The sequence below is a fragment of the Bacillus sp. ABP14 genome (genome assembly GCF_001831375.1).
In the GTDB taxonomy this organism is placed as follows: Bacteria; Bacillota; Bacilli; order Bacillales; family Bacillaceae_G; genus Bacillus_A; species Bacillus_A paranthracis.
The window spans coordinates 3,397,411-3,418,139 of sequence record NZ_CP017016.1; the positions used below are offsets into that span (position 1 = coordinate 3,397,411).

Here is a 20,729-nt window from a genome sequence, read left to right on the forward strand (position 1 = left end):
TGTCCATATCAAAAAGAAAAGACACTCTTAGCGAGTGTCTTTTAGCGCTTATTTCATTTGTTGCTTATTCATCGCGCTCATCATTTGATTGATTTTCTTTTGGGAAGGTTTTTGTCCCATTTGCATCATCATCATTTTTAACATTTGTTCGTTAATTGGTGGATTTTTTTGTAAGTAATTCATCATGTATTTGCGGGCAATGAAAAATCCTAACGCCACGCCTGCTACTAGTGCTACTACGCCCACTAGAATACCTAACCAAATTGGCATATATTTTCCTCCTTCATGTTGTCTACCTTACAGTGTACTAAAACCTTTTCAATAAGACAAGATACAATTCGACATTTTTTACACATATGTTCGTACTTGTTTTAGAGGATTCAGCCATCCGTACTTTGTATTTTCATAATCCATAGCTAAAAATGTTAATTCACACTTCCGAAGCACCTCAAAGAAAGTCGTTTCCATAGAAACATTTCCAGAGGTATTCATGCGAATATAGTGTGGTTTCACCATTATTTCGCCATATTCTGCCCCTGTATAAAGTGTATGTGTATGATGTGTTCGATCATATTTACCAAGAACGCGCAAAGCTTGTTCTAATTTATGATGAATTTTCATTACTTGTAATGGCATCGTTATATACATCATTTGTTTATATAGCACTTTTTTCTCCGAAAGGGACCCAGATTCTGAAAATCGAGCAAATAAATCAAAAAACAAATATTCACGACCAAAGTAAGCTTTCGCAATATCCTCTTGAATTAAATACAATTCATACGTTTTCATCTTTCGCCTCCCAATCTGGACAACCTTTTCTCTTCATTATATAGAAGAAATTTTGCAATGATTGTCTGACTGCGGAGAGAGAAAAAACTTTTTCTGTCGAAAAAACTCATTTACATAGAAAAACCTCTCCATGCCGGAGAGATTTTTCTAAAATCATTAAAGCATTTCTTTTACTTTACGAACAACGTTCTCTACAGTAAATCCATACTCTTCCATAATCTTCTCACCAGGAGCAGAAGCACCGAATGTATCGATACCTAACACATCTCCTTCAAGACCTACGTAACGGTGCCATCCGAATGTAGCACCCATTTCGATTGCGAAACGTTTTGTTACTGCTTTTGGTAATACAGATTCTTTGTACTCAGCAGTTTGAGCTTCAAAGCGATCCATAGATGGCATGCTGACAACAGATGCGTCAACACCGTCTACTGCTAATGCTTTTTGAGCTTCAACAGCTAGACTTACTTCTGATCCAGTTGCAAGTAAGATTACATCAGCTGTTTCTTTCTTGCTTGCAGAAACTACATATGCACCTTTTGCTACTTTTTCATACGTATCGTCTTTTGCACCTTCTAATGTTGGAAGGTCTTGACGAGTTAATACTAAAGCAGTTGGTTTATTTGTAGATTCTAGAGCTAGTCTCCAAGCCGCAACAGACTCGTTACCGTCAGCTGGACGAATAACAGATACATTTGGCATTGCACGTAGCGCCGCTAATTGCTCGATTGGTTCATGTGTTGGACCATCTTCACCAACAGCGATACTGTCGTGTGTGAATACATACGTTACCGGCAATTGCATTAATGCTGCAAGACGAATTGCTGGACGTAAGTAGTCAGAGAATACGAAGAACGTACCACCGTAAGTTTTTAAACCACCATGTAGTGCAATACCGTTCATTGCTGCACCCATTGCGAACTCACGTACACCGTACCAAATGTTCTTACCGCTGTAATCATCTCTTGTAAAGTCTTTTTCGTTATTCATGTATGTTTTGTTAGAACCAGCAAGGTCAGCAGATCCACCGAAGAATGATGGTACAGACTCTGCAATTGCATTAATTACAGCACCAGAAGAATTACGAGTTGCTGCTTTTGATCCTAATTCATAAGTCGGTAAGTTTTGCTCCCAACCTTCTGGAAGTTGACCGTTCATTGCTGCTTGGAATTCGTTTGCTAATTCTGGGTATGCTTGTGCATATTCACCTAGCATCGTGTTCCACTCAGCTTGCGCAGTTTCACCAACATCTTGTACTGTTTTACGGAAGTTGTCATATACTTCTTCTGCTACATGGAAGTCTTGCTCAGCAGTCCAAGCATATGCTTCTTTCGTTAATTTTGTTTCTTCTACACCAAGTGGAGAACCATGTGAAGCTGATTTTCCTGATTTGTTTGGAGAACCGAAACCAATTGTCGTTCTTACTTCAATTAGCGTTGGGCGTTTTTCGTCAGCTTTCGCTTCTTCAATTGCTTTCGCGATTGCTTCAATATCGTTTCCATCCTCAACACGGATTACTTGCCATCCGTATGCTTTGTAACGATCTTCTACACTTTCAGAGAATGAACGATTTAAATCGCCATCTAATGAAATATCGTTTGAATCGTAAAGCACAACAAGACGACCTAATTGTAAATGAGCAGCTAATGAAGATGCTTCAGCAGAAACGCCTTCCATTAAATCTCCATCACCACAAATAGCGTATGTATAATGGTCTACTACATTATACGTATCACGGTTATATTTAGCAGCTAAATGTCTTTCTGCCATTGCCATACCTACAGCAGTTGCAATACCTTGTCCAAGTGGACCAGTCGTTGCATCTACACCAGCTGTATGACCGTACTCAGGATGTCCTGGAGTTTTGCTTCCCCATTGACGGAAGTTCTTTAAGTCATCCATTGTTACATCATAACCAGATAGGTGAAGTAGGCTGTATAATAACATTGAACCATGACCTGCAGATAATACGAAACGATCACGGTTAAACCACGTTGGGTTATTTGGATTGTGTTTCATAAATTGAGTCCATAATGTATAAGCCATTGGTGCTGCACCCATTGGCATTCCTGGGTGACCAGAGTTTGCTTTTTCAATCGCATCGATGGATAATGTGCGAATCGTGTTGATAGAAAGTTGTTCGATTGAATGTGACATGCTATTCTTCCCTTCGCTTATATTAGTAAACGTTTTATACATTTATATGATAGCTTCCCACGCAAGATTATACAACATGTATCGACAAATATGTTGATGTTTTTTTGATTTTTTATAAAAAAATCAATGTTTCCGGGAATGTATGGGCATTCAATATGACATACTTTTTCATTATTTTTATTTCAAAAAGAAAGAGAATTATCTGTATATTTATACGGATATACAAAATTCTTCTATACTAACTTTTTCAATCCGCTTTAAAAATACAAAAAAAGCATCTAAATTCGATGCTTTTCAAATCAGTTAAACAATCCGTTTCCGAATCGAACTTGAAATAAAATCAATGATAATGACCATTAAAATGATGCCCAATAAAATAATTCCCACGCGAGACCAATTGCGTGAACTCAGTGCAAAAATTAGAGGTGTGCCAATTCCACCTGCTCCAATAACACCTAAAATGGCAGCGGATCGCACATTAATTTCGAACCTGTATAACGTATACGATAGAAAATCTGGTAATACTTGCGGCAATACTGCATACCAAAGTATTTGAAAGCGATTCGCACCTGTTGCTATTAACGCTTCCGTCGGTCCTTTATCTATATTTTCAATTCCTTCTGAATATAATTTCCCTAACATTCCAATAGAGTGTAACCCTAAAGCTAGAACGCCGGCAAAAGAACCTGGTCCAACAGCTTTTATAAATAGAAGGGCCATAACTAATTCAGGAAATGTACGGACAAAACTAAGTACAAATTTCCCAGTTCCCGAAGTTAATTTTCCACTACTCATATTCGTCGCCGCCCAAAAAGCGAATGGAACAGATAAAAAGGCAGAAATAAATGTACCTAATATCGCAATTGCCAACGTATCAATTAAACCATGTAATAAATCTTCACCATCTGACAAAGATACATACGACCAATCTGGATTCAATACACCTGTCATAATTGCTTTTGTAATTTCTCCCGCCGTATCTTTGATTCCCTCTAGCGGTACTCCCGAAAAAGCCCATACATAAACAAATGTAAGTGCTATGAAAATAATCCAGCGATACATACTCGGTTTCTTCGGTTTTGGTACGATTAACGTCGTTTTACTCATTATAATTTCTCCCGCAACAATGTACTTACATAATCAATTAACAATACAACAACAAGGGTATAAATAATAATAGATGCAGTTTGTTCATATTGTAAAAATCCAAGTGTACGATCATAATATAACCCAATACCACCTGCCCCTACTAAACCTAAAACAGCTGCTGCACGTACGTTCACCTCAAATGTATAAAGAACATAGGAGACAAAATGTGCTTTCACTTGCGGAATTACTCCATAAACAATCCATTGCACTTTATTTGCTCCTACTGCTGTCATCGCCTCTAACGGACCTGGATCAATTGATTCAATCGACTCATAAAACAATTTTGCCACGAGCCCAATCGAAAAAAAAGTAAGAGCCAGAATACCTGGAAGTGGCCCGATTCCAAAAATCGCTACGAAAATTGCTGCTAATAATAAATCTGGTATCGTTCGGATAAAATTTAAAATCAATCGAGCTGGACTGTACAAAAATGCACTAGTAAACACATTATTTGCCGCAAATAGTGCCAGTGGAATAGCTAAAATCGCACCTAAAGTCGTCCCAATAATCGCCATACGTATTGTATCTAACATCGCTGTTGTAATAACTTGAAAATAACTCCAATCTGGTGGCACCATCTCTTTTAGCAAATCCATCATATTAGGAAAACCAACTACTAGTTTTGAAAATGATGCGTCGACCTGTATACTACTTCCCCACAACAGTAAAATGACTAGAATTAACGTTAACATATGTTTTAACTTACTCGGCGGCTTCGGTATCGATTTCGAATATATCGTCACGTCATTCATTTAACTGCCACCTCTAACAATTCGCTTTTCTGCGCTACGTCACCATAAATTTCAGCAAATTTTTCATCCGTTGCCTCTTCTACTAGGCCATCAAAAACAATTTCGCCTGCATGTAATCCAATAATGCGTGTCGCATATTGTCTAGCTAAATCAATAGAATGTAAGTTTACAATTGTTGTAATTCCAAAATCTTCATTAATTTTTTTCAAATCATCTAATACTTGCTTTGTTGTTAGCGGATCTAACGATGCAACAGGTTCATCTGCCAATATGATTTTTGCTTCTTGCGCCAACGCTCTAGCAATCGATACACGTTGCTGTTGTCCTCCTGATAATTCATCAGCACGCGCATATGCTTTTTCTAAAATATTTACTCTTTTTAACGATTGAAAAGCAAGCTCCAAATCTTCTTTCGGAAATAGACCTAACGTTGTACGCAACGTCGAATGATACCCAACACGGCCAGCTAATACGTTCTTTAATACTGTTGATCGCTTTACAAGGTTAAAACTTTGAAAAATCATACCAATATCCCGGCGCATGCGGCGTAATCCTTTTCCTTTCGCAGCCGTAATAGACTCACCTTCAATCATGATTTCTCCTTCTGTAATCTCATGAAGACGATTTACCGATCTTAGAAGTGTAGACTTTCCAGCTCCGGAAAGCCCTACCATTACAACAAACTCACCTTTTTGAATTTTCAAGTTTATATTATTCAATCCTTTTGTACCATTTGGATACACTTTGGAAACATTTCGAAACTCTATCACACATCTTACCTACCTTCTATGTATTCAAAACGGCAAACTAACTGAAAACATACCTTTCCAGCTAGTTGCCATTTCCATATGTATTATTGCGTTTTTACTTTCTTTCCATATTCACGAACGATATCAAATTTACTATCATCAGATTTAACATATCCTTCATGTGAATATACTTCTTTAATGATTTTGTGACCTTCCTCATTCTTTCCAATTTCAATGAAAGCATCCTGTAATTTCTTGCTCCACTCTTCATCTAAATCAGAACGTACCGAAATCGTATCGTTTGGAATTTTCTCCGTAAATTTCACTATTTTCGTTTGATCGAATATATTCGGATAATCTTTTTTTACAATATTACGAGCATCTTGGAATACAACAGCTGCATCTACGTCACCATTTAAAAGAGCAATAAGCGACTGATCGTGACCTTTTAATGTAACAGGTTTCACATCTTTTAACGGATCAACGCCCTCTTTTAATAGTACAGCCGCAGGCCACACATATCCCGCTGATGACGTTACATCTTGATAGCCAATTTTTTTACCTTTTAAATCTTTTACACTATTAATATTTGAATCTTTCTTAACAACAAACTCAGATTTATAAAAGTCTACTAAGTCCTTTGTAGGAGCTCCCGTTTCATCATCTACGCCAAAACGTTGCGCTTGTAAAATTACGTTTGCTGCCTTTTTCTCATGTGCTAACACATACGCTGTTGGGGGTAAAAATCCCACATCTACTTGCTTAGATGCCATCGCTTCTACAATCGTATTATAATTCGTTGAAATACTAACTTTTACTGGAATATTTAACTTATCACTTAATAGCTTCTCAAGTGGTTTTGCCTTCGCCTCTAACGTATCTGCATTTTGAGAAGGAACAAATTGAACATTTAAAGTCTTCGGTACATACCCTTTTTTCGTATCTTCATTTTTACTTGCGCTTGATTCCTTCGTTCCACAGCCACTTAACAAACCCGCTGCTAATACAACTGTTGTGCTCATTGCAAAAACTTTTTTCAACATGTTAATGCCTCCATTTTTCATTGTTATAAAATAACCTTTCATAAACATGAAGAAATATATCACACATTTTTACAAATAATTGATTATTTACAGAATCTTTACACATTCTATACACTCACATTAAAATTCTCTCCATATATTTGATATGCTTAATCAGTAGATAATAATAGAAAAGGTGAATGATATTGAATCAAAATCAAATTGTAACTTTAAACATCCTATTAACAAGTGATATACATGGTACTGTTTATCCAATTCACTACCAAGATAACTCTCCAGCAGAAATTGGTTTAGCTAAGATTTCTACTCTTATAAAAAAAGAACGGTCCCAAAATAAAAACGTTCTTTTAATTGATAACGGTGACTTCATACAAGGAACACCATTTACTTACCATTACGCTACATATGAAAAAGATAAGAAAAACCCAATGTCATTAATAGCAAACTATTTACGTTATGACGCTGCAGTGATTGGAAACCATGAATTTAATTATGGAATGGATGTATTAAACAATGCTATTTCTACTGCAAACTCCCCATATTTATCAGCAAATATTTTAGACAAAAGCAGTAAAAAACCTTATTTCGGGAAACCATATATAATAAAACATATTGAAGCAAATATAAAAATTGCTATTTTAGGGGTGACAACGCATTATATTCCAAATTGGGAACAACCCCATCACATTAAAGACTTGCAATTTGAAGATGCGTTAGAAACAACAAAAAATTGGGTTTCTTACATTCACGAACATGAGAAACCAGATTTACTAGTCGTAGCGTATCATGGGGGATTTGAACGCGATTTACAAACTGGAGAACCGACTGAAGTTTTAACAGGCGAAAACCAAGGGTATGCTATGTGTCATGAAATTGAGGGCATAGATATTTTATTAACAGGCCATCAGCACCGAAAAATTGCTCAAACAGTGGGTAATGATGTAACAATTTTACAGACTGGATGTAATGGACATTCAGTTGGAAAAGTAACTGTAACATTTGAAAAAATGAAACAAGAGTGGGTAAAAAAAGAGAGTTATTCAGAACTATTGACTGTGCAAGAAATCGAGGCAGATCCAGATGTTCTTTACTTGGTAACCGATTATGAAGAGAAAACACAAAAATGGCTTGATCAACCTATTGGAACTATCCACGGTGACATGCAAATTTCAGATGCTATGCAAACTCGTTTGCAAGACCATCCTTTTATTGAATTCATAAATAAAATACAGATGGATATAGCTAATGTTTCTATTTCTTGTACAAGCTTATTCCATAATACATCTCCAGGTTTCCCGACATATGTAACAATGCGTGACATCGTTTCTAATTATATTTATCCAAATACATTAAAAGTAATTAGAATAACTGGAGCTGATATAAAAGATGCTCTCGAACTCTCTGCTTCTTATTTCACATTAAAAGACGATGGAACCATCATCGTAAACCCCAGCTACATAGAACCAAAACCGCAACACTATAATTACGATATGTGGGAAGGAATTTCGTACGTATTAAACATTTCCAAACCAATTGGCGACAGAGTAGAATTTTTACAGCATAAAGGCACTCCTCTTAATATGAGTGAAGAATATGACGTCGTTATGAATAATTATCGCGCGAGCGGCGGAGGGAACTTCTTTATGTTTCAAAATAAGCCCGTAATAAAAGATATACCACCAAATATGTCTGAACTTATCGCTAACTATATATTGAAGCATAAAAAGATAGAAGCAACAGTCAATAACAACTGGAAAGTTATTAACTAACGATTATAATAAATAAAAAAGATGGGCTTCGCCCATCTTTTAGTTTAATTTTGCATTATCTTGCTTTTTTAAAGCTTTTAATTTCGCCGGTGTAACATCAGTACCTTGTTCGTTAACGACTTTAATTCCTTTTAGTTCGTTTAACATATTTTGACGAAATCCTTTTAAATATTGTTCACGTAGCGATTGACGCTCACGTTGTTCTTCTTCAGTTAAACCTTCAGCTTTTGCTTTTTTCGCTAAGAAGTTAATGCGTTCAACGAGTTCGTGACTAAGCATCTCGAATCCCCCTTCTACTCAAAACTGATTATTATCATACAATAGTTACTCTTCTTTATCAAGCAATTGCTTTGTATACTCTACATATCTACGATGTACCGTCGCTTTTGAAACATTATGACCAAAGCCACGTAGTGTTGCTGCAATTTCTTCGAAAGTAAGTTCACTCTTGCGCAAACGTACAATTTCCTCAATTGGCACTTCTTTCTTCTCTCGTCCTACACTTAAATGACGATTCTTTAAATTATTTTCTGGACGATAGCCTTTTTCTACTGCTCGTTGCATACCACGTTTAATTTTTAAATTATGAATCTTTCTTTGATACTCTTCAACAATACCAATAATATCTAATACCATTGAATCAGAATCCGACAATTGCAATTCACCATTATGTGTATGTGTATATACTTTTATTCCTTCTTTATGTAAACAGTGCATTAACGCAATCTTTGCATTACCCCTACCAAGGCGCGTTTCATCTTGTATAAGTAGCACATCAATTTGTTCGTCTCGAATTGTATCTAGCACTTCTAATATGCCGTCACGTTCAATTGTATAGCCACTAGCCTGTTCCTCAATCACCTTAGTAACATTCATTTGATAGCGCTCCGCTAAATGCAATAATTCATCTTTTTGACGTAATAATGATGTTTCTTGTGCTTCTTTTGTTGTACTCACACGCGCATAAATAATTGCATTCATTATGAACCCCTCTTTCTCACTATAATTTCCCTTTAGTGTAACATAAATTCGCCTTTTGTTCGAACTTATGTTTGTAGAATGTTTTTTCACATGTTATACTTATTAATAAGAAAAATGAAAGAAAACGAGGTGTTAGAAAACATGGAAAAGTTAACGAAACGCCAGCAAGACATTCTCGACTTTATTAAGCTAAAAGTACAAGAAAAAGGATATCCACCTTCCGTACGTGAAATTGGTCAAGCAGTCGGCCTCGCTTCTAGTTCTACAGTGCACGGACATTTATCAAGATTAGAAGAAAAAGGATACATTCGACGCGATCCAACAAAACCACGTGCAATTGAAATTTTAGGTGAAGACCGAATGGATACAGAAACACAATCTGTTATTCAAGTTCCAATTGTCGGGAAAGTTACTGCTGGATTACCAATTACAGCAGTCGAAAGCGTTGAGGAACACTTCCCTCTTCCAGCTAGCATTGTCGCAGGAGCAGATCAAGTGTTTATGTTACGTATTTCTGGAGATAGTATGATTGAAGCTGGTATTTTCGATGGAGATTTAGTTGTTGTTCGCCAACAACAGTCTGCATATAATGGTGAAATTGTAGTCGCTTTAACAGAAGATAATGAAGCAACTGTTAAACGTTTCTATAAAGAAAAAGACCATTTCCGTCTACAACCGGAAAACTCTTCATTAGAACCTATCATTTTAAAGCAAGTGTCAGTTATCGGTAAAGTAATTGGCGTATATCGTGATTTACATTAAGAATATAAAAGAAGATAATTACCTTATTTATATACGGTAATTATCTTCTTTTTTGTATTTTGATAGATTTTCACACATTCTATTTCTTATGAACGCGTTTCAATCGTCACATCGCCCGCAGCTGTTTTACCGCTAATCTTTTTACTCCCATTACCAATCGTTACGTCTTTATTTTCTTCATTAAAAATTGTTACATCCCCGGCAGCACTTTGCCCAGTAATTACCGCATCTTTTGGTTTTTCCGATAAAGTAATATTTATATCTCCCGCAGTTGAACTTGCTTCTAGATTGTACTTAGAATCATGATCTAGAATATTTATTTCCCCACTGGTCGTTTTTGCAGTCACTTTCCCTATTACTTTTTTAAAGTTTACTTCACCAGCTTTTGTAGATCCCTCCACATTCTTAGCCGTTACATGTTTCAAATCCACTTCTCCAGTAAGTGTTCTAGCACTTACACGGTCACTTTTCACATCACTTATTTCAATTTGTCCAGCAGATGAATTTACTTTTACATCTTGGTAAGAGCGTTCAGGCACAAGGAGAGTCAATGTAGACGTTTGAAACTTAAAATCGTAAAAAGAAAAATCAAATGAAGCATCTTTTTCTCTTTCCCCAATGATTTTTAATGTGTCACCATCTTCAGTAATACGAATCTCTTGTTTACGCGCATCTCCTGATTGCTTTACATAAAAAGAAGCGTCAGGAGATTTTTGGACAACAATATCCCCGACATCTAACTTAACTTCTATATTTTTTAGTGTTTCATTTTTAATTTTATCTTCTTTGTTTCCTTCTTCTGCAGTTTGCACTGCTTTTTCATATGTTTGTGAAATCCCAATTACTCCAATAATGATACAAGCGATTGCTGCTAACAATATTTTTTTCATCATCTACTCCCCTTTTATCATTTTGAAGTTCCATATTACATAACGTACGCAAAGCTTTTTAAACCACTTCGTACTATAATAAGCGATTATACATAACAACAAACCTACTCCAACAAAAGTTATACCAACGAATAAATCTAACCATATAAAAGTACCCATAAATACTTTTCCAATTACGAAAAATGGTGTCACTACACTAGCAATCCCACCGACCCAAAAAGAAAATATAAAAGCAATAATTGCAAATAACGGGCCTAACACAATAATGAAATTAAACAAACTAAGTCCAATCGCCGCCATGACAGCTCTTGTCACATTTGAAGTTGATGGATCTTTTTTCATTTCATCGAAACGATACATCGCAAGCAATTCTTTTGCAATTACTTTCGGAGAACCAAGCCCCTTTATTATTTCCGATTCAGTTTTTCCCTCTTCTATCCCAAACTGAAAATGCTCTTCATAATCAAATAAAATATCTTTTCTCTCTTCGTCCGGTAACTTTCTAAGGTGACTTGATAATTCCTTAAGAAACTGTTCTTTACTCATCCCATTCCACCCCTTCAATAATTTCTTGTACACCTTTCGCAAAATCACGCCACTCTGTTACTAACAAATTCAGTTGCGTTTCCCCTTGCTCAGTTAGTTGATAATATTTGCGAGGTGGTCCTTCCGTAGATTCTTTTAAATACGTTTGAAAATATCCTTCCTTCGTTAAACGGCGTAATAAAGGATATACTGACCCTTCCGATATTAAAAATTTATTTGAGATTTGCTGAACAAGTTCATAACCGTAACAATCCTTACGTTTCACAAGTGCCAGTACACACAGTTCTAACACACCTTTTTTAAACTGAACGTTCAAGTGTAATCCCCCTTTCTCATTTCAGTACTGTTCAATACACGGTACCCGACATATCCATAATATACCACTTAGTATTATTTATTGCAAGGTACTGTATTTTCATAACTTTATATCTAGACCTACTAAAACTCATATTAACCAATTGTTCAACTACCTCTCCTTAAGCTGCACAACGGTTAAAATATCCTATATTAAATTAAAGATATATGGTAGCACTACAAACCATTTCCTTGATTTTTCTGGTATTTCGTGAGCACCTATTACAGGCGGGCTATTTTCTATTTTACATACACATAGGCCTCATTTACCGTTAGACAATTATCATTCCATATAAATGCACCTTTAATATAATATGAACTTTCTATATTTACATTTTTTCTTCTTGCCTCATAATTTTAATCGGGAGCGTGAGGAAGAAAATGGTTCAAATAAAAATTACACCTGAAGAATTAGAACAAGTTGCAAAACGGGCTAATGATACTAAACATGCATTAGAATCCATACATAATAATCTATGCAATCAAATTGATTACATGTGTTTTCAATGGACAGGTGCATCGAATCAAAACTTCGTTCAAATGTTTAACAATGCCAGACCATCCGTATTCAAAGCTATCAATGCACTTGTGCATGTTGAAGAAGAATTAAAGAGAATTGCTGAAAAATTCCGCGTTGCAGATAACGAAGATGTAACTTATTAGAGGAACAGAAGAAATAGTAAATGATCAGGGCATCTATAAAGCTAAAATAGAAGTAAATGGAATTCCTAAGACTGCAAATGGAGGGTTCTCCACATTTTTCCCTAAAGAATGGAGCTCACAAAAGATTGTAGATAATGTCAATGAAGCATACAATACTAAAAGGCATATAATCGGTAATACATACAAAGGAGTAGGTTCAGATGGTATAGGGATAACCATGTATATAGATAGCAACGGGAAAATTATCTCTGCTTTTCCAAAAGAATAAACTCTATTTTCAATAAATTTAAGGGAGTATATTAGAAATGAAATATGAATATAGTTTTGAAGTGCTTGATAATGACGTATTAATCATGAGATTACCAAAGGAAATTGAACTTGTCGGAACCTTTATATATGTTGAAGTTTCCGCTTTTGGAGATTGGATTTTAGAAGAAATACATAGTGTTTTAAACGGAGAAAAGGATTACGGGGAAGTAAACGGCAATATTTGTGGTTTAGAAATTCGAAAAGATACAACTACCGTTCTAGACAATTTGGCCGAAGATGATAAAGGTGCATTTTGCGAGATAGAAACGATTGAATTAGTAAATTTAATTCATATTTGGCTCGACAAACAAAAAGAATTTAAAAAAGAAAAAAATAAAGAATTGTAATAATTTAATTGGCTGACTTCTACATGAAGTCGCCTTTATTTATTTTCCCATACTCTTCCCACTATCTTTTTCCCCTTTGAAATTATTAATTAAGATTGATATTTTACGTTTTATATCCATTTTCCTTAGAGAATTATCAGCGAAATGAATACGTATATACGACGCACTTGGAACGGTATTGATCCTTCTACTGGCGAAAAACTTTCAACTTGGGAAAGGTTTTTCGCTGGAGGAATGGCAGTAGCAGGAGTTACACCTGTCGGAAAAATCGCAAAAATTGGGAAAGGCGTAAAAATGACTGCAAAGGCTGCTGAAGCTGTAAATACAACTAAAAATGCAGAACACGCTTCAGATATAACAAAGTTTTATTTTGGAGGAAGAAGTTTTATTGTACAATTCATGGAAGGTGAACAACGGGTCGCAAAAATGTACGATGAAATTAGGGGTAATGCTTCTGATATTGCTGCGATTTCCAAAAACACTGGTTGGTCAGATAAAAGAATACAACGTATTAAAGATCATCAGTTACCAGATAATAGAGTTGGTAAGTTTGATCCTGATTTTGGGATAGCGAGAGCTTGGCAACGCCTAGAACAAGGTATTCATCATGAAAATGATATCAAACTATTAAAACACGAATATTTCGAATCTCGTTTTGAAGGTATTTTTAAAGTTGATTATGCGACAGCTCATGCTAAAACGGTTGAATCTGGTCGCCCTTGGAAGGCTCCCGATTCAGAGCCTTTCAACCCACTGGATGAACACTTTAAAATCCCTTTAGATAAAGCATTTGATTAATTAAGGAGTGAATTGAAATGGGAAGATACCCATCGATTACAATAATAAAAGAATTAGATAATAGCGAATACACGATTTACAGTTTTGGTCCTACTATTGATATTTGCGAGCAATACCCAGAAATGTATGAAAGATGGCGTTTTAAAATTTTGAAAGATAAAACAACCTTTGAAGAAGGCTATGTTTTACTTGATGATTTGCCTAAGGAAGATTTTCAATTATTTTACAAGTGTGCCTTTAAAATATATAAGCAAGTTGATGAACATGGTGGAATGGAGAATATTAAAAATATTGATTTACCAAATCAAATTTCATTTATTATTTAAAAAATACAATAGAGTAACCTAACCGTAAAATAAAAGGGCTGTTCCATCTGAAGGCGCCCTTTTATTTTACAAACATCCACTTTGCATATACTATTAATTCTTTTAGTGAACCTCCATATCGGTCTATTAAAAGAAGACTATTCATTCCCAATAATTTCAAAATAGAAATTAGGAGATCATTTTTTCTCAGATAACTCCAATCATAAAATTCATTATAAATAAAGAGGCCTATATGTTTCATCGGGCTAGAAAGTGTTTGTTTACCTTGCGCGATAGGAATCATAGATTCTTTACCAAAATAGCCTTCCATTTCTTCAACCCAATAATTTTCACTCCATCGGTCATAGCCAATCCATGGTATATATATCCCATACTCATCACGCATTTCTATGAACCATTCTGTTACATATTTATAATGAACTGAATTCCCAGGCGTAGTCCTTAGTAATCCTTGTTCATACCATAAATCGTATGGAATCTTATCTTCTTTACTTCTTTTCTCAAGCAAATCTTCAGGAAGCCAGTACATTTGCTTTACATATATATGTGGGTCATTTGCAATCATAAAAATAACTTTTGCCGCGGTAAGATCTGTTGTCGCTAATAAATCTGCACCACCAATTCCATATGAAGGTTTCAACTCTTTGATGTTATACGTAGCTACGTTGTTCAATTGTTCAAATGTTAACCACGCTTCTGATGATGTTTCACGAATATCAAAATCTTTAGTCAATAAATTGCTTACTAAAAGAGAATTAGCCTTAGCTTTATTTACTTTCGTTTCTAAGTTATCTATTTTCTTTATGGTACCTAAACCCGGATTTGCTTTAGCCCATTTGGTTTTGTCAGTCCACTCTTCTCTTTTATCAAGTTCATAAATAACAGGTAAAAAACGGTCATCTGTATAACCATCTTTATCTTCTAATCCATTCAGTAACATTTCTGCTTCGTCATACTTCATATCATAAACAGATTCTCTTACTGTCCCAGCTGTTGTAATCATAAGAATCAATGGCTGTTCACGTGCTGACGTACCATCGACAATTACGTCATATAAATTCTTGTCCTTCCACGCATGTATTTCATCAAGGGAGGCTCCGTGAACATTTAGACCATCTAATGTATCACTATCACTACCGACTGGTTTAAGTACACTATCATTAAAATCTGCCGTTAATTCTTTGACTAAAGTTTTTATTCTTTTGGACAAAGCCGGTGACTTTTTAACCATTCTTTTTGATTCTGACCAAACGATTTTAGCTTGTTGCTCTTTAGTTGCTACCGCATATACCTCAGAACCACCTTCACCATCTGCTACCTGTAGATATAAACATATCCCAGACGAAAGCGTAGACTTACCATTTTTACGTGCAACTACTAAAAATGCTTCCCGATATTTTCTAGTACCATCAATTTTATGAACAAAGCCAAAAGTCGCGGCTAAGAATGCTTGTTGCCAAAGTTCTAAATCAATTGGTTTTCCAGCCCATTTTGCTTTACTATGCTTACAATAATTTTCGATAAATTCAATAACATGATTAGCTCTATTAGAGTCATACTCATACTCAGAATCATTATTATAAACATCACTAACGAGCTTCTTATAAATACGTTTAACTTTGTTACCTACTACAATTTCACCGGATTCAATTTTATTGTAATAATCTATTATAGGATTATATGATAGTGGATATTGTTTTCTCATCGATTCTGCACAAAATTTGACTTTTTTGTGGGTGAATTACTCTTCTTTCAAATAAAAGTGTTTTATCCACAAAATAAAAAAACCCTCAACACGTTGTGTGTCAAGGGTTTGAGCCTCTTAGTAAAGAGACATATATTGATCGCGTTCCCATTGGTGAACTTGCGTACGGAAGATATCCCACTCAATTTCTTTCGCTTCGATGAAGTGCTCAAGTAAGTGATCTCCTAATGCGTTACTAATTACTTCATTAGATTGTAATGTAACTAAAGCTTGCGCTAATGTTGCTGGTAAGTCAACGATACCTGCTTCTTCGCGCTCTTCTTTTGTCATTACGTAGATGTTACGATCTACTGCAGCTGGTGGAGTTAATTTGTTTTTAATTCCATCAAGACCTGCTGCTAATAATGTAGCCATTACTAAATATGGGTTTGCAGCTGGGTCAACACTACGTACTTCTACGCGTGTACTAATACCACGAGATGCAGGGATACGTACTAATGGACTACGGTTTTGTGCAGACCATGCTACGTAACAAGGAGCTTCGTATCCAGGTACTAAACGCTTGTAAGAGTTTACAGTTGGGTTTGCCACCGCTGTAAATGCTGGTGCGTGTTTTAAAATACCTGCGATGAAGTGACGAGCATCATCACTTAATTGTAAGTCACCGTTTTGATCATAGAATACGTTCTCACCATTTTTGAATAGTGATAAGTTACAGTGCATACCTGAACCGTTCACACCGTATAATGGTTTTGGCATAAATGTTGCGTGTAAACCGTGTTTACGAGCAATTGTTTTTACAACAAGTTTGAATGTTTGAATGTCATCACATGAGCGAATTGCGTTTGCATATTTGAAGTCAATTTCGTGCTGACCTGGAGCAACCTCATGGTGAGACGCTTCAATTTCAAAGCCCATTTCTTCAAGTTCAAGAACGATATCACGACGACAGTTTTCCCCTAGATCCATCGGCGCAAGGTCGAAGTATCCACCGTTATCGTTTAATTCTAATGTTGGATTTCCTTTTTCATCTACTTTGAATAGGAAGAATTCTGGCTCTGGTCCAAGATTGAAATCTGAGAATCCTAAAGCTTCCATTTCTTTTAATACACGTTTTAAATTGTTACGTGGATCCCCTTCAAATGGAGTGCCATCTGCATTGTAAATATCACAGATTAATCGAGCTACTTTACCTTTTTCAGCTGTCCAAGGGAAAATCACCCAAGTATCTAAGTCTGGATATAAGTACATATCAGATTCTTCAATACGTACGAAACCTTCAATAGAAGATCCATCAAACATCATTTTGTTATCAAGAGCTTTTGTTAATTGGCTCACTGGAATTTCTACGTTTTTAATTACCCCTAAAAGGTCCGTAAATTGTAATCGGATATACTTTACATTCTCTTCTTTCGCCAAACGGAAAATATCTTCTTTTGTGTACCTAGCCATTATAAATTCCTCCTTAGTCCCTCTAAACACCTTCAGAATCAGTTCTCTTTAGTGAAAAAACCTTGAAATATCACCTTGTCGCAATGAAGTTCGATTAAATCTACCTGTATGTTGTAGTTCGTCTCGAAGTATTTTGCGAAGCTCAGTTTTTGAAATTTCTTTCGTTTCTTCTTTTACTTTCACTGCTTCTGTTTGATTTTCTTTCATTAGTAACACTTGTTTAATACCAGCCATATTCAAGCCTTGATCTAATAAATCTTTAATCTCTAACAACTTATCTACATCGTTAAATGAAAATAATCTACGATTCCCCTTTGTACGGGTTGGAGAAACAAGATTATGCTCTTCATAGTAGCGAATTTGACGTGCAGATAATTGTGTTAAATCCATAACAATACCAATAGGAAACAGCGGAGCAGAACGTCTATCTTCTTTCATCGTTTCAGTTCCTCCTTCGCCTTAACTGCTTCTCATTTTATACCATGTTATGTTTGATGTCAATAGATGTTAGCTTTTCTTACATGATTTTTTTAAAATTTTTTCATTCTTTTTTCTAATGAAATAAATCATTACTTTCACGCGAAAAAAGCTGTCGAAATCGACAGCTTCCCTTTAAGAAATTGTTAATAATTCTTTTTCAATTAATGCATCAATTGCAGAACAAATCGCAATCTTCACATGCGAATAAGTTAGCCCACCTTGTACGTAAGCAACATAAGGCGGACGAATTGGACCATCAGCCGACAATTCAATACTTGCACCTTGAATAAACGTTCCCGCAGCCATAATTACATCATCTTCATACCCCGGCATATAGTTGGCATATGGAGTGAAGTGAGAGTTAATCGGAGATGCATATTGAATCGCTTGGCAGAATGCAATCATGCGATCTTTGTCATCAAATTGAACAGATTGAATTAAATCTGTTCTTGGTGCATTCCACGCTGGTGATGTATTCATTCCTAACTTCTCTAAAAATGCAGCTGTAAAAATCGCACCTTTTAGCGCTTGTCCCGCTACGTGCGGCGCTAAGAAGAAACCTTGATACATTTCTTGCAGACTATATAAAGACGCTCCTGCTTCCGCACCGATTCCTGGAGATGTTAAACGATAGGCACACGCTTCAACATACTGCTCTTTACCAACAATATAACCACCAGTTTTAACAATTCCCCCGCCCGGGTTTTTAATAAGCGAACCCGCCATTAAATCTGCACCAACATGACACGGCTCTTGTTCTTCAATAAACTCGCCATAACAGTTATCTACAAACACGACAACATCCGGTTTAATTTCTTTAACAAACGCTATCATTTCTTTAATTTGAGAAATAGTAAAAGACGGACGAGTAGCATAACCTTTTGAGCGTTGAATTCCAATCATCTTCGTATTACTATGAATGGCAGCCGCAACAGCTCCTAAATCAACAAGCCCCTCTTCAGTAAGCGGAACTGCATTATAACCAATATTATATTCTTTAAATGAACCTACACCTTTTCCGCGTACACCAACGATTTCTTCTAACGTATCATACGGCTTACCCGTGATGTACAATAACTCATCTCCCGGACGTAAAATACCGAATAGCGCTGTTGAAATTGCGTGAGTACCTGAAATAATTTGCGGACGAACAAGACCAGCTTCCGCTCCAAATACATCCGCATACACTTTCTCTAACGTATCACGACCAATATCGTCATAACCGTAACCTGTCGTCGGAATAAAATGCGAATCACTAATTTTATGTTTACGAAAACTTTCTAATACACGAAACTGATTACTTTCAATTACTTCATCCGCACGTTTATGTACTTCTGTAATTTGGCTCTCTACTTCCTTTACAATCGGAGCAATCTTTTTTCCATTTTTCAAACGATCAAACATTTTTATTTTCTCCTTCTTCCACTAAAAATCTCTTTAATTGCACATTAAGTGATGAATGAGCAAAAATATACCCTGCGCAATCATACACAAATTTATCTTCCAAAAACTCCATCTTCGTTAATAGCGTCTCCGTCTTTAGTAACGTTAACAACTTACCTTCACTCGGAGGAATTTCCACTTGATAACGATTCATTTCTTCCTTCATTTTCGTTTCTATCGCTTCTTTTATATGTAATAAATCCTTTTCTTCAAAAGCACTAGTCATTAAAAAATCACTTTTCGGAAACGGAATAAAGTTTTGATGTAATTCATCTTTTTTATTATATAGCGTAATGATAGGAATATGATTAATTTCGAGTTCTGACAATAATTGTTTCACTGTTTTCTCATGCCCTACATAATTAGGGTCTGCAGAATCCACAACATGTAAAATAACATCCGCTTCACCAGCTTCTTCTAATGTCGAACGGAATGCAGCAATTAATGACGTAGGTAAATCTTGTATAAAACCAACCGTATCAGTTAGTAATACTGTATAACCAGAAGGTAACGGCATCTTCCTTGTCGTCGGGTCTAGCGTTGCAAACAACAAGTTCTCTTCAAATGTATCAGCTTCCGTTAATCTATTAAACAACGTAGATTTCCCCGCATTCGTATATCCTATTAACGAAACTTGAAATACTTTATTATCTTTTCTTCTCTCACGATATCTTTTTCGATGTTCCACAACAACTGCAAGTTGCTTCTTTATTTCATCAACGCGCGCTCGAATATGACGACGATCAGTCTCAAGTTTCGTTTCACCTGGCCCTCTCGTTCCAATACCACCACCAAGACGTGATAAAGACAATCCTTGCCCCATAAGACGCGGCATTGTATATTGCAACTGAGCTAATTCTACTTGAAGCTTCCCTTCTCTCGAATTCGCACGTTGCGCAAAAATATCTAATATGAGTTGCGTTCGATCAATTACCCTCGCATCTAATACTGAGGATAAATTCCGAATTTGACTCGGTGTTAATTCGTTATTAAATACGATAACATCCGGTTCTAGTTCTTCAGTTAACATTGTAAGCTCTTCTAATTTACCTTTACCTATATAAGTCGCCGGATGAAACTTCGGTCGTTTTTGCGTTGTAGACAATAACAATTCTGCTCGTGCAGTTTTCGCTAATGATGCAAGTTCTTTCATGGAATGCATAAATTTTTCATCATCATCTTGCGGCAATTGACAGCCCACTAATATGACTTTCTCTTTTTCTTCCATCAAATATGTTCACTCATCCTTTTCGAAATTTAAACCT

Annotated in this window: 22 protein-coding genes and 2 pseudogenes; 7 read left to right on the top strand and 17 right to left on the bottom strand. The window is 35.8% G+C overall.

What is annotated here, in order from left to right; genetic code table 11:
- Positions 1 to 48: 48 nt before the first annotated feature.
- From BGI23_RS17590 to BGI23_RS17620, 7 genes are all read right to left on the bottom strand, one after another.
- Complete coding sequence (locus BGI23_RS17590) at positions 49 to 270, bottom strand: YneF family protein (protein WP_001123317.1); 222 nt, start codon at positions 268 to 270, stop codon at positions 49 to 51.
- A gap of 78 nt (positions 271 to 348) precedes the next feature.
- Entirely contained in the window at positions 349 to 789 is a 441-nt protein-coding gene (sirA, locus tag BGI23_RS17595) for a sporulation inhibitor of replication protein SirA (RefSeq protein WP_000860645.1), read from the bottom strand.
- 156 nt (positions 790 to 945) lie between these two features.
- Positions 946 to 2,946, bottom strand: a complete 2,001-nt coding sequence (gene tkt / locus BGI23_RS17600) for a transketolase (RefSeq protein ID WP_000019784.1) — start codon at positions 2,944 to 2,946, stop codon at positions 946 to 948.
- 303 nt (positions 2,947 to 3,249) lie between these two features.
- Positions 3,250 to 4,053 carry a phosphonate ABC transporter, permease protein PhnE gene (gene phnE / locus BGI23_RS17605; protein ID WP_044793449.1) on the bottom strand — a complete coding sequence of 268 codons (804 nt, stop codon included), beginning with the start codon at positions 4,051 to 4,053 and terminating at the stop codon, positions 3,250 to 3,252.
- Entirely contained in the window at positions 4,053 to 4,847 is a 795-nt protein-coding gene (gene phnE, locus BGI23_RS17610) for a phosphonate ABC transporter, permease protein PhnE (RefSeq protein WP_070806707.1), read from the bottom strand. Before phnE (BGI23_RS17610) ends, phnE (BGI23_RS17605) begins: the two co-directional genes overlap by 1 nt.
- A complete protein-coding gene (gene phnC / locus BGI23_RS17615; protein WP_000569252.1) occupies positions 4,844 to 5,617 on the bottom strand; it encodes a phosphonate ABC transporter ATP-binding protein in 774 nt (257 codons plus the stop codon). The genes phnE (BGI23_RS17610) and phnC overlap by 4 nt, the downstream gene beginning before the upstream one ends.
- An 83-nt stretch (positions 5,618 to 5,700) precedes the next feature.
- Positions 5,701 to 6,639, bottom strand: coding sequence for a phosphate/phosphite/phosphonate ABC transporter substrate-binding protein (locus tag BGI23_RS17620; protein WP_000915052.1), 939 nt, complete (start codon positions 6,637 to 6,639; stop codon positions 5,701 to 5,703).
- 185 nt (positions 6,640 to 6,824) lie between these two features.
- Between BGI23_RS17620 and BGI23_RS17625 the strand changes: the two genes are divergently transcribed.
- Positions 6,825 to 8,408, top strand: a complete 1,584-nt coding sequence (locus BGI23_RS17625) for a bifunctional metallophosphatase/5'-nucleotidase (protein ID WP_070806708.1) — start codon at positions 6,825 to 6,827, stop codon at positions 8,406 to 8,408.
- A gap of 39 nt (positions 8,409 to 8,447) precedes the next feature.
- Here BGI23_RS17625 and BGI23_RS17630 read toward each other — a convergent pair whose 3' ends face one another.
- Complete coding sequence (locus BGI23_RS17630) at positions 8,448 to 8,687, bottom strand: DUF896 domain-containing protein (RefSeq protein WP_000948565.1); 240 nt, start codon at positions 8,685 to 8,687, stop codon at positions 8,448 to 8,450.
- Between the two features lie 45 nt (positions 8,688 to 8,732).
- Complete coding sequence (locus BGI23_RS17635) at positions 8,733 to 9,389, bottom strand: YneB family resolvase-like protein (RefSeq protein WP_000991471.1); 657 nt, start codon at positions 9,387 to 9,389, stop codon at positions 8,733 to 8,735.
- A 141-nt stretch (positions 9,390 to 9,530) separates the two neighbouring features.
- On the opposite strand from BGI23_RS17635, the gene lexA reads away from it, so the two are divergent.
- Positions 9,531 to 10,151, top strand: a complete 621-nt coding sequence (gene lexA / locus BGI23_RS17640) for a transcriptional repressor LexA (RefSeq protein WP_000413738.1) — start codon at positions 9,531 to 9,533, stop codon at positions 10,149 to 10,151.
- 86 nt (positions 10,152 to 10,237) lie between these two features.
- Here lexA and BGI23_RS17645 read toward each other — a convergent pair whose 3' ends face one another.
- From BGI23_RS17645 to BGI23_RS17655, 3 genes are read right to left on the bottom strand one after another with little or no spacing between them, the layout of a single operon-like run.
- Complete coding sequence (locus BGI23_RS17645; RefSeq protein ID WP_070806709.1) at positions 10,238 to 11,044, bottom strand: DUF4097 family beta strand repeat-containing protein; 807 nt, start codon at positions 11,042 to 11,044, stop codon at positions 10,238 to 10,240.
- Entirely contained in the window at positions 11,045 to 11,587 is a 543-nt protein-coding gene (locus BGI23_RS17650) for a DUF1700 domain-containing protein (protein WP_070806710.1), read from the bottom strand. It lies immediately after the preceding gene.
- On the bottom strand, positions 11,580 to 11,903 hold the full coding sequence (locus BGI23_RS17655) for a PadR family transcriptional regulator (protein WP_001102620.1): 324 nt from the start codon (positions 11,901 to 11,903) through the stop codon (positions 11,580 to 11,582). Before BGI23_RS17655 ends, BGI23_RS17650 begins: the two co-directional genes overlap by 8 nt.
- 419 nt (positions 11,904 to 12,322) lie before the next feature.
- Between BGI23_RS17655 and BGI23_RS17660 the strand changes: the two are divergent.
- The 5 genes and pseudogenes from BGI23_RS17660 to BGI23_RS17675 all read left to right on the top strand — a co-directional run.
- Positions 12,323 to 12,598 (top strand): annotated as a pseudogene (locus tag BGI23_RS17660) (WXG100 family type VII secretion target); the annotation flags it as partial.
- Between the two features lie 19 nt (positions 12,599 to 12,617).
- Complete coding sequence (locus BGI23_RS27720; protein WP_369805090.1) at positions 12,618 to 12,872, top strand: EndoU domain-containing protein; 255 nt, start codon at positions 12,618 to 12,620, stop codon at positions 12,870 to 12,872.
- Between the two features lie 37 nt (positions 12,873 to 12,909).
- Positions 12,910 to 13,260, top strand: coding sequence for a hypothetical protein (locus tag BGI23_RS17665; RefSeq protein WP_070806712.1), 351 nt, complete (start codon positions 12,910 to 12,912; stop codon positions 13,258 to 13,260).
- A gap of 156 nt (positions 13,261 to 13,416) precedes the next feature.
- Positions 13,417 to 14,058 (top strand): annotated as a pseudogene (locus BGI23_RS28865) (pre-toxin TG domain-containing protein); the annotation flags it as partial.
- Between the two features lie 17 nt (positions 14,059 to 14,075).
- Positions 14,076 to 14,384 carry a hypothetical protein gene (locus tag BGI23_RS17675; RefSeq protein WP_070806713.1) on the top strand — a complete coding sequence of 103 codons (309 nt, stop codon included), beginning with the start codon at positions 14,076 to 14,078 and terminating at the stop codon, positions 14,382 to 14,384.
- A gap of 61 nt (positions 14,385 to 14,445) precedes the next feature.
- Here BGI23_RS17675 and BGI23_RS17680 read toward each other — a convergent pair whose 3' ends face one another.
- The 5 genes from BGI23_RS17680 to hflX form a co-directional block, all read right to left on the bottom strand.
- Positions 14,446 to 16,089 carry a terminase large subunit gene (locus BGI23_RS17680; RefSeq protein ID WP_255369059.1) on the bottom strand — a complete coding sequence of 548 codons (1,644 nt, stop codon included), beginning with the start codon at positions 16,087 to 16,089 and terminating at the stop codon, positions 14,446 to 14,448.
- Positions 16,090 to 16,206: 117 nt separating this feature from the next.
- Positions 16,207 to 17,541, bottom strand: a complete 1,335-nt coding sequence (glnA, locus tag BGI23_RS17685) for a type I glutamate--ammonia ligase (RefSeq protein ID WP_000135330.1) — start codon at positions 17,539 to 17,541, stop codon at positions 16,207 to 16,209.
- Positions 17,542 to 17,589: 48 nt separating this feature from the next.
- Positions 17,590 to 17,979 (bottom strand): transcriptional repressor GlnR, encoded by a 390-nt coding sequence (gene glnR, locus BGI23_RS17690; RefSeq protein ID WP_000656783.1) that lies wholly within the window; start codon positions 17,977 to 17,979, stop codon positions 17,590 to 17,592.
- Between the two features lie 174 nt (positions 17,980 to 18,153).
- Positions 18,154 to 19,425: a methionine gamma-lyase family protein gene (locus BGI23_RS17695; RefSeq protein WP_000460319.1), complete on the bottom strand. Its 1,272-nt coding sequence runs from the start codon at positions 19,423 to 19,425 to the stop codon at positions 18,154 to 18,156.
- Positions 19,418 to 20,692 carry a GTPase HflX gene (gene hflX, locus BGI23_RS17700; RefSeq protein ID WP_070806714.1) on the bottom strand — a complete coding sequence of 425 codons (1,275 nt, stop codon included), beginning with the start codon at positions 20,690 to 20,692 and terminating at the stop codon, positions 19,418 to 19,420. Before hflX ends, BGI23_RS17695 begins: the two co-directional genes overlap by 8 nt.
- Positions 20,693 to 20,729 lie beyond the last annotated feature (37 nt).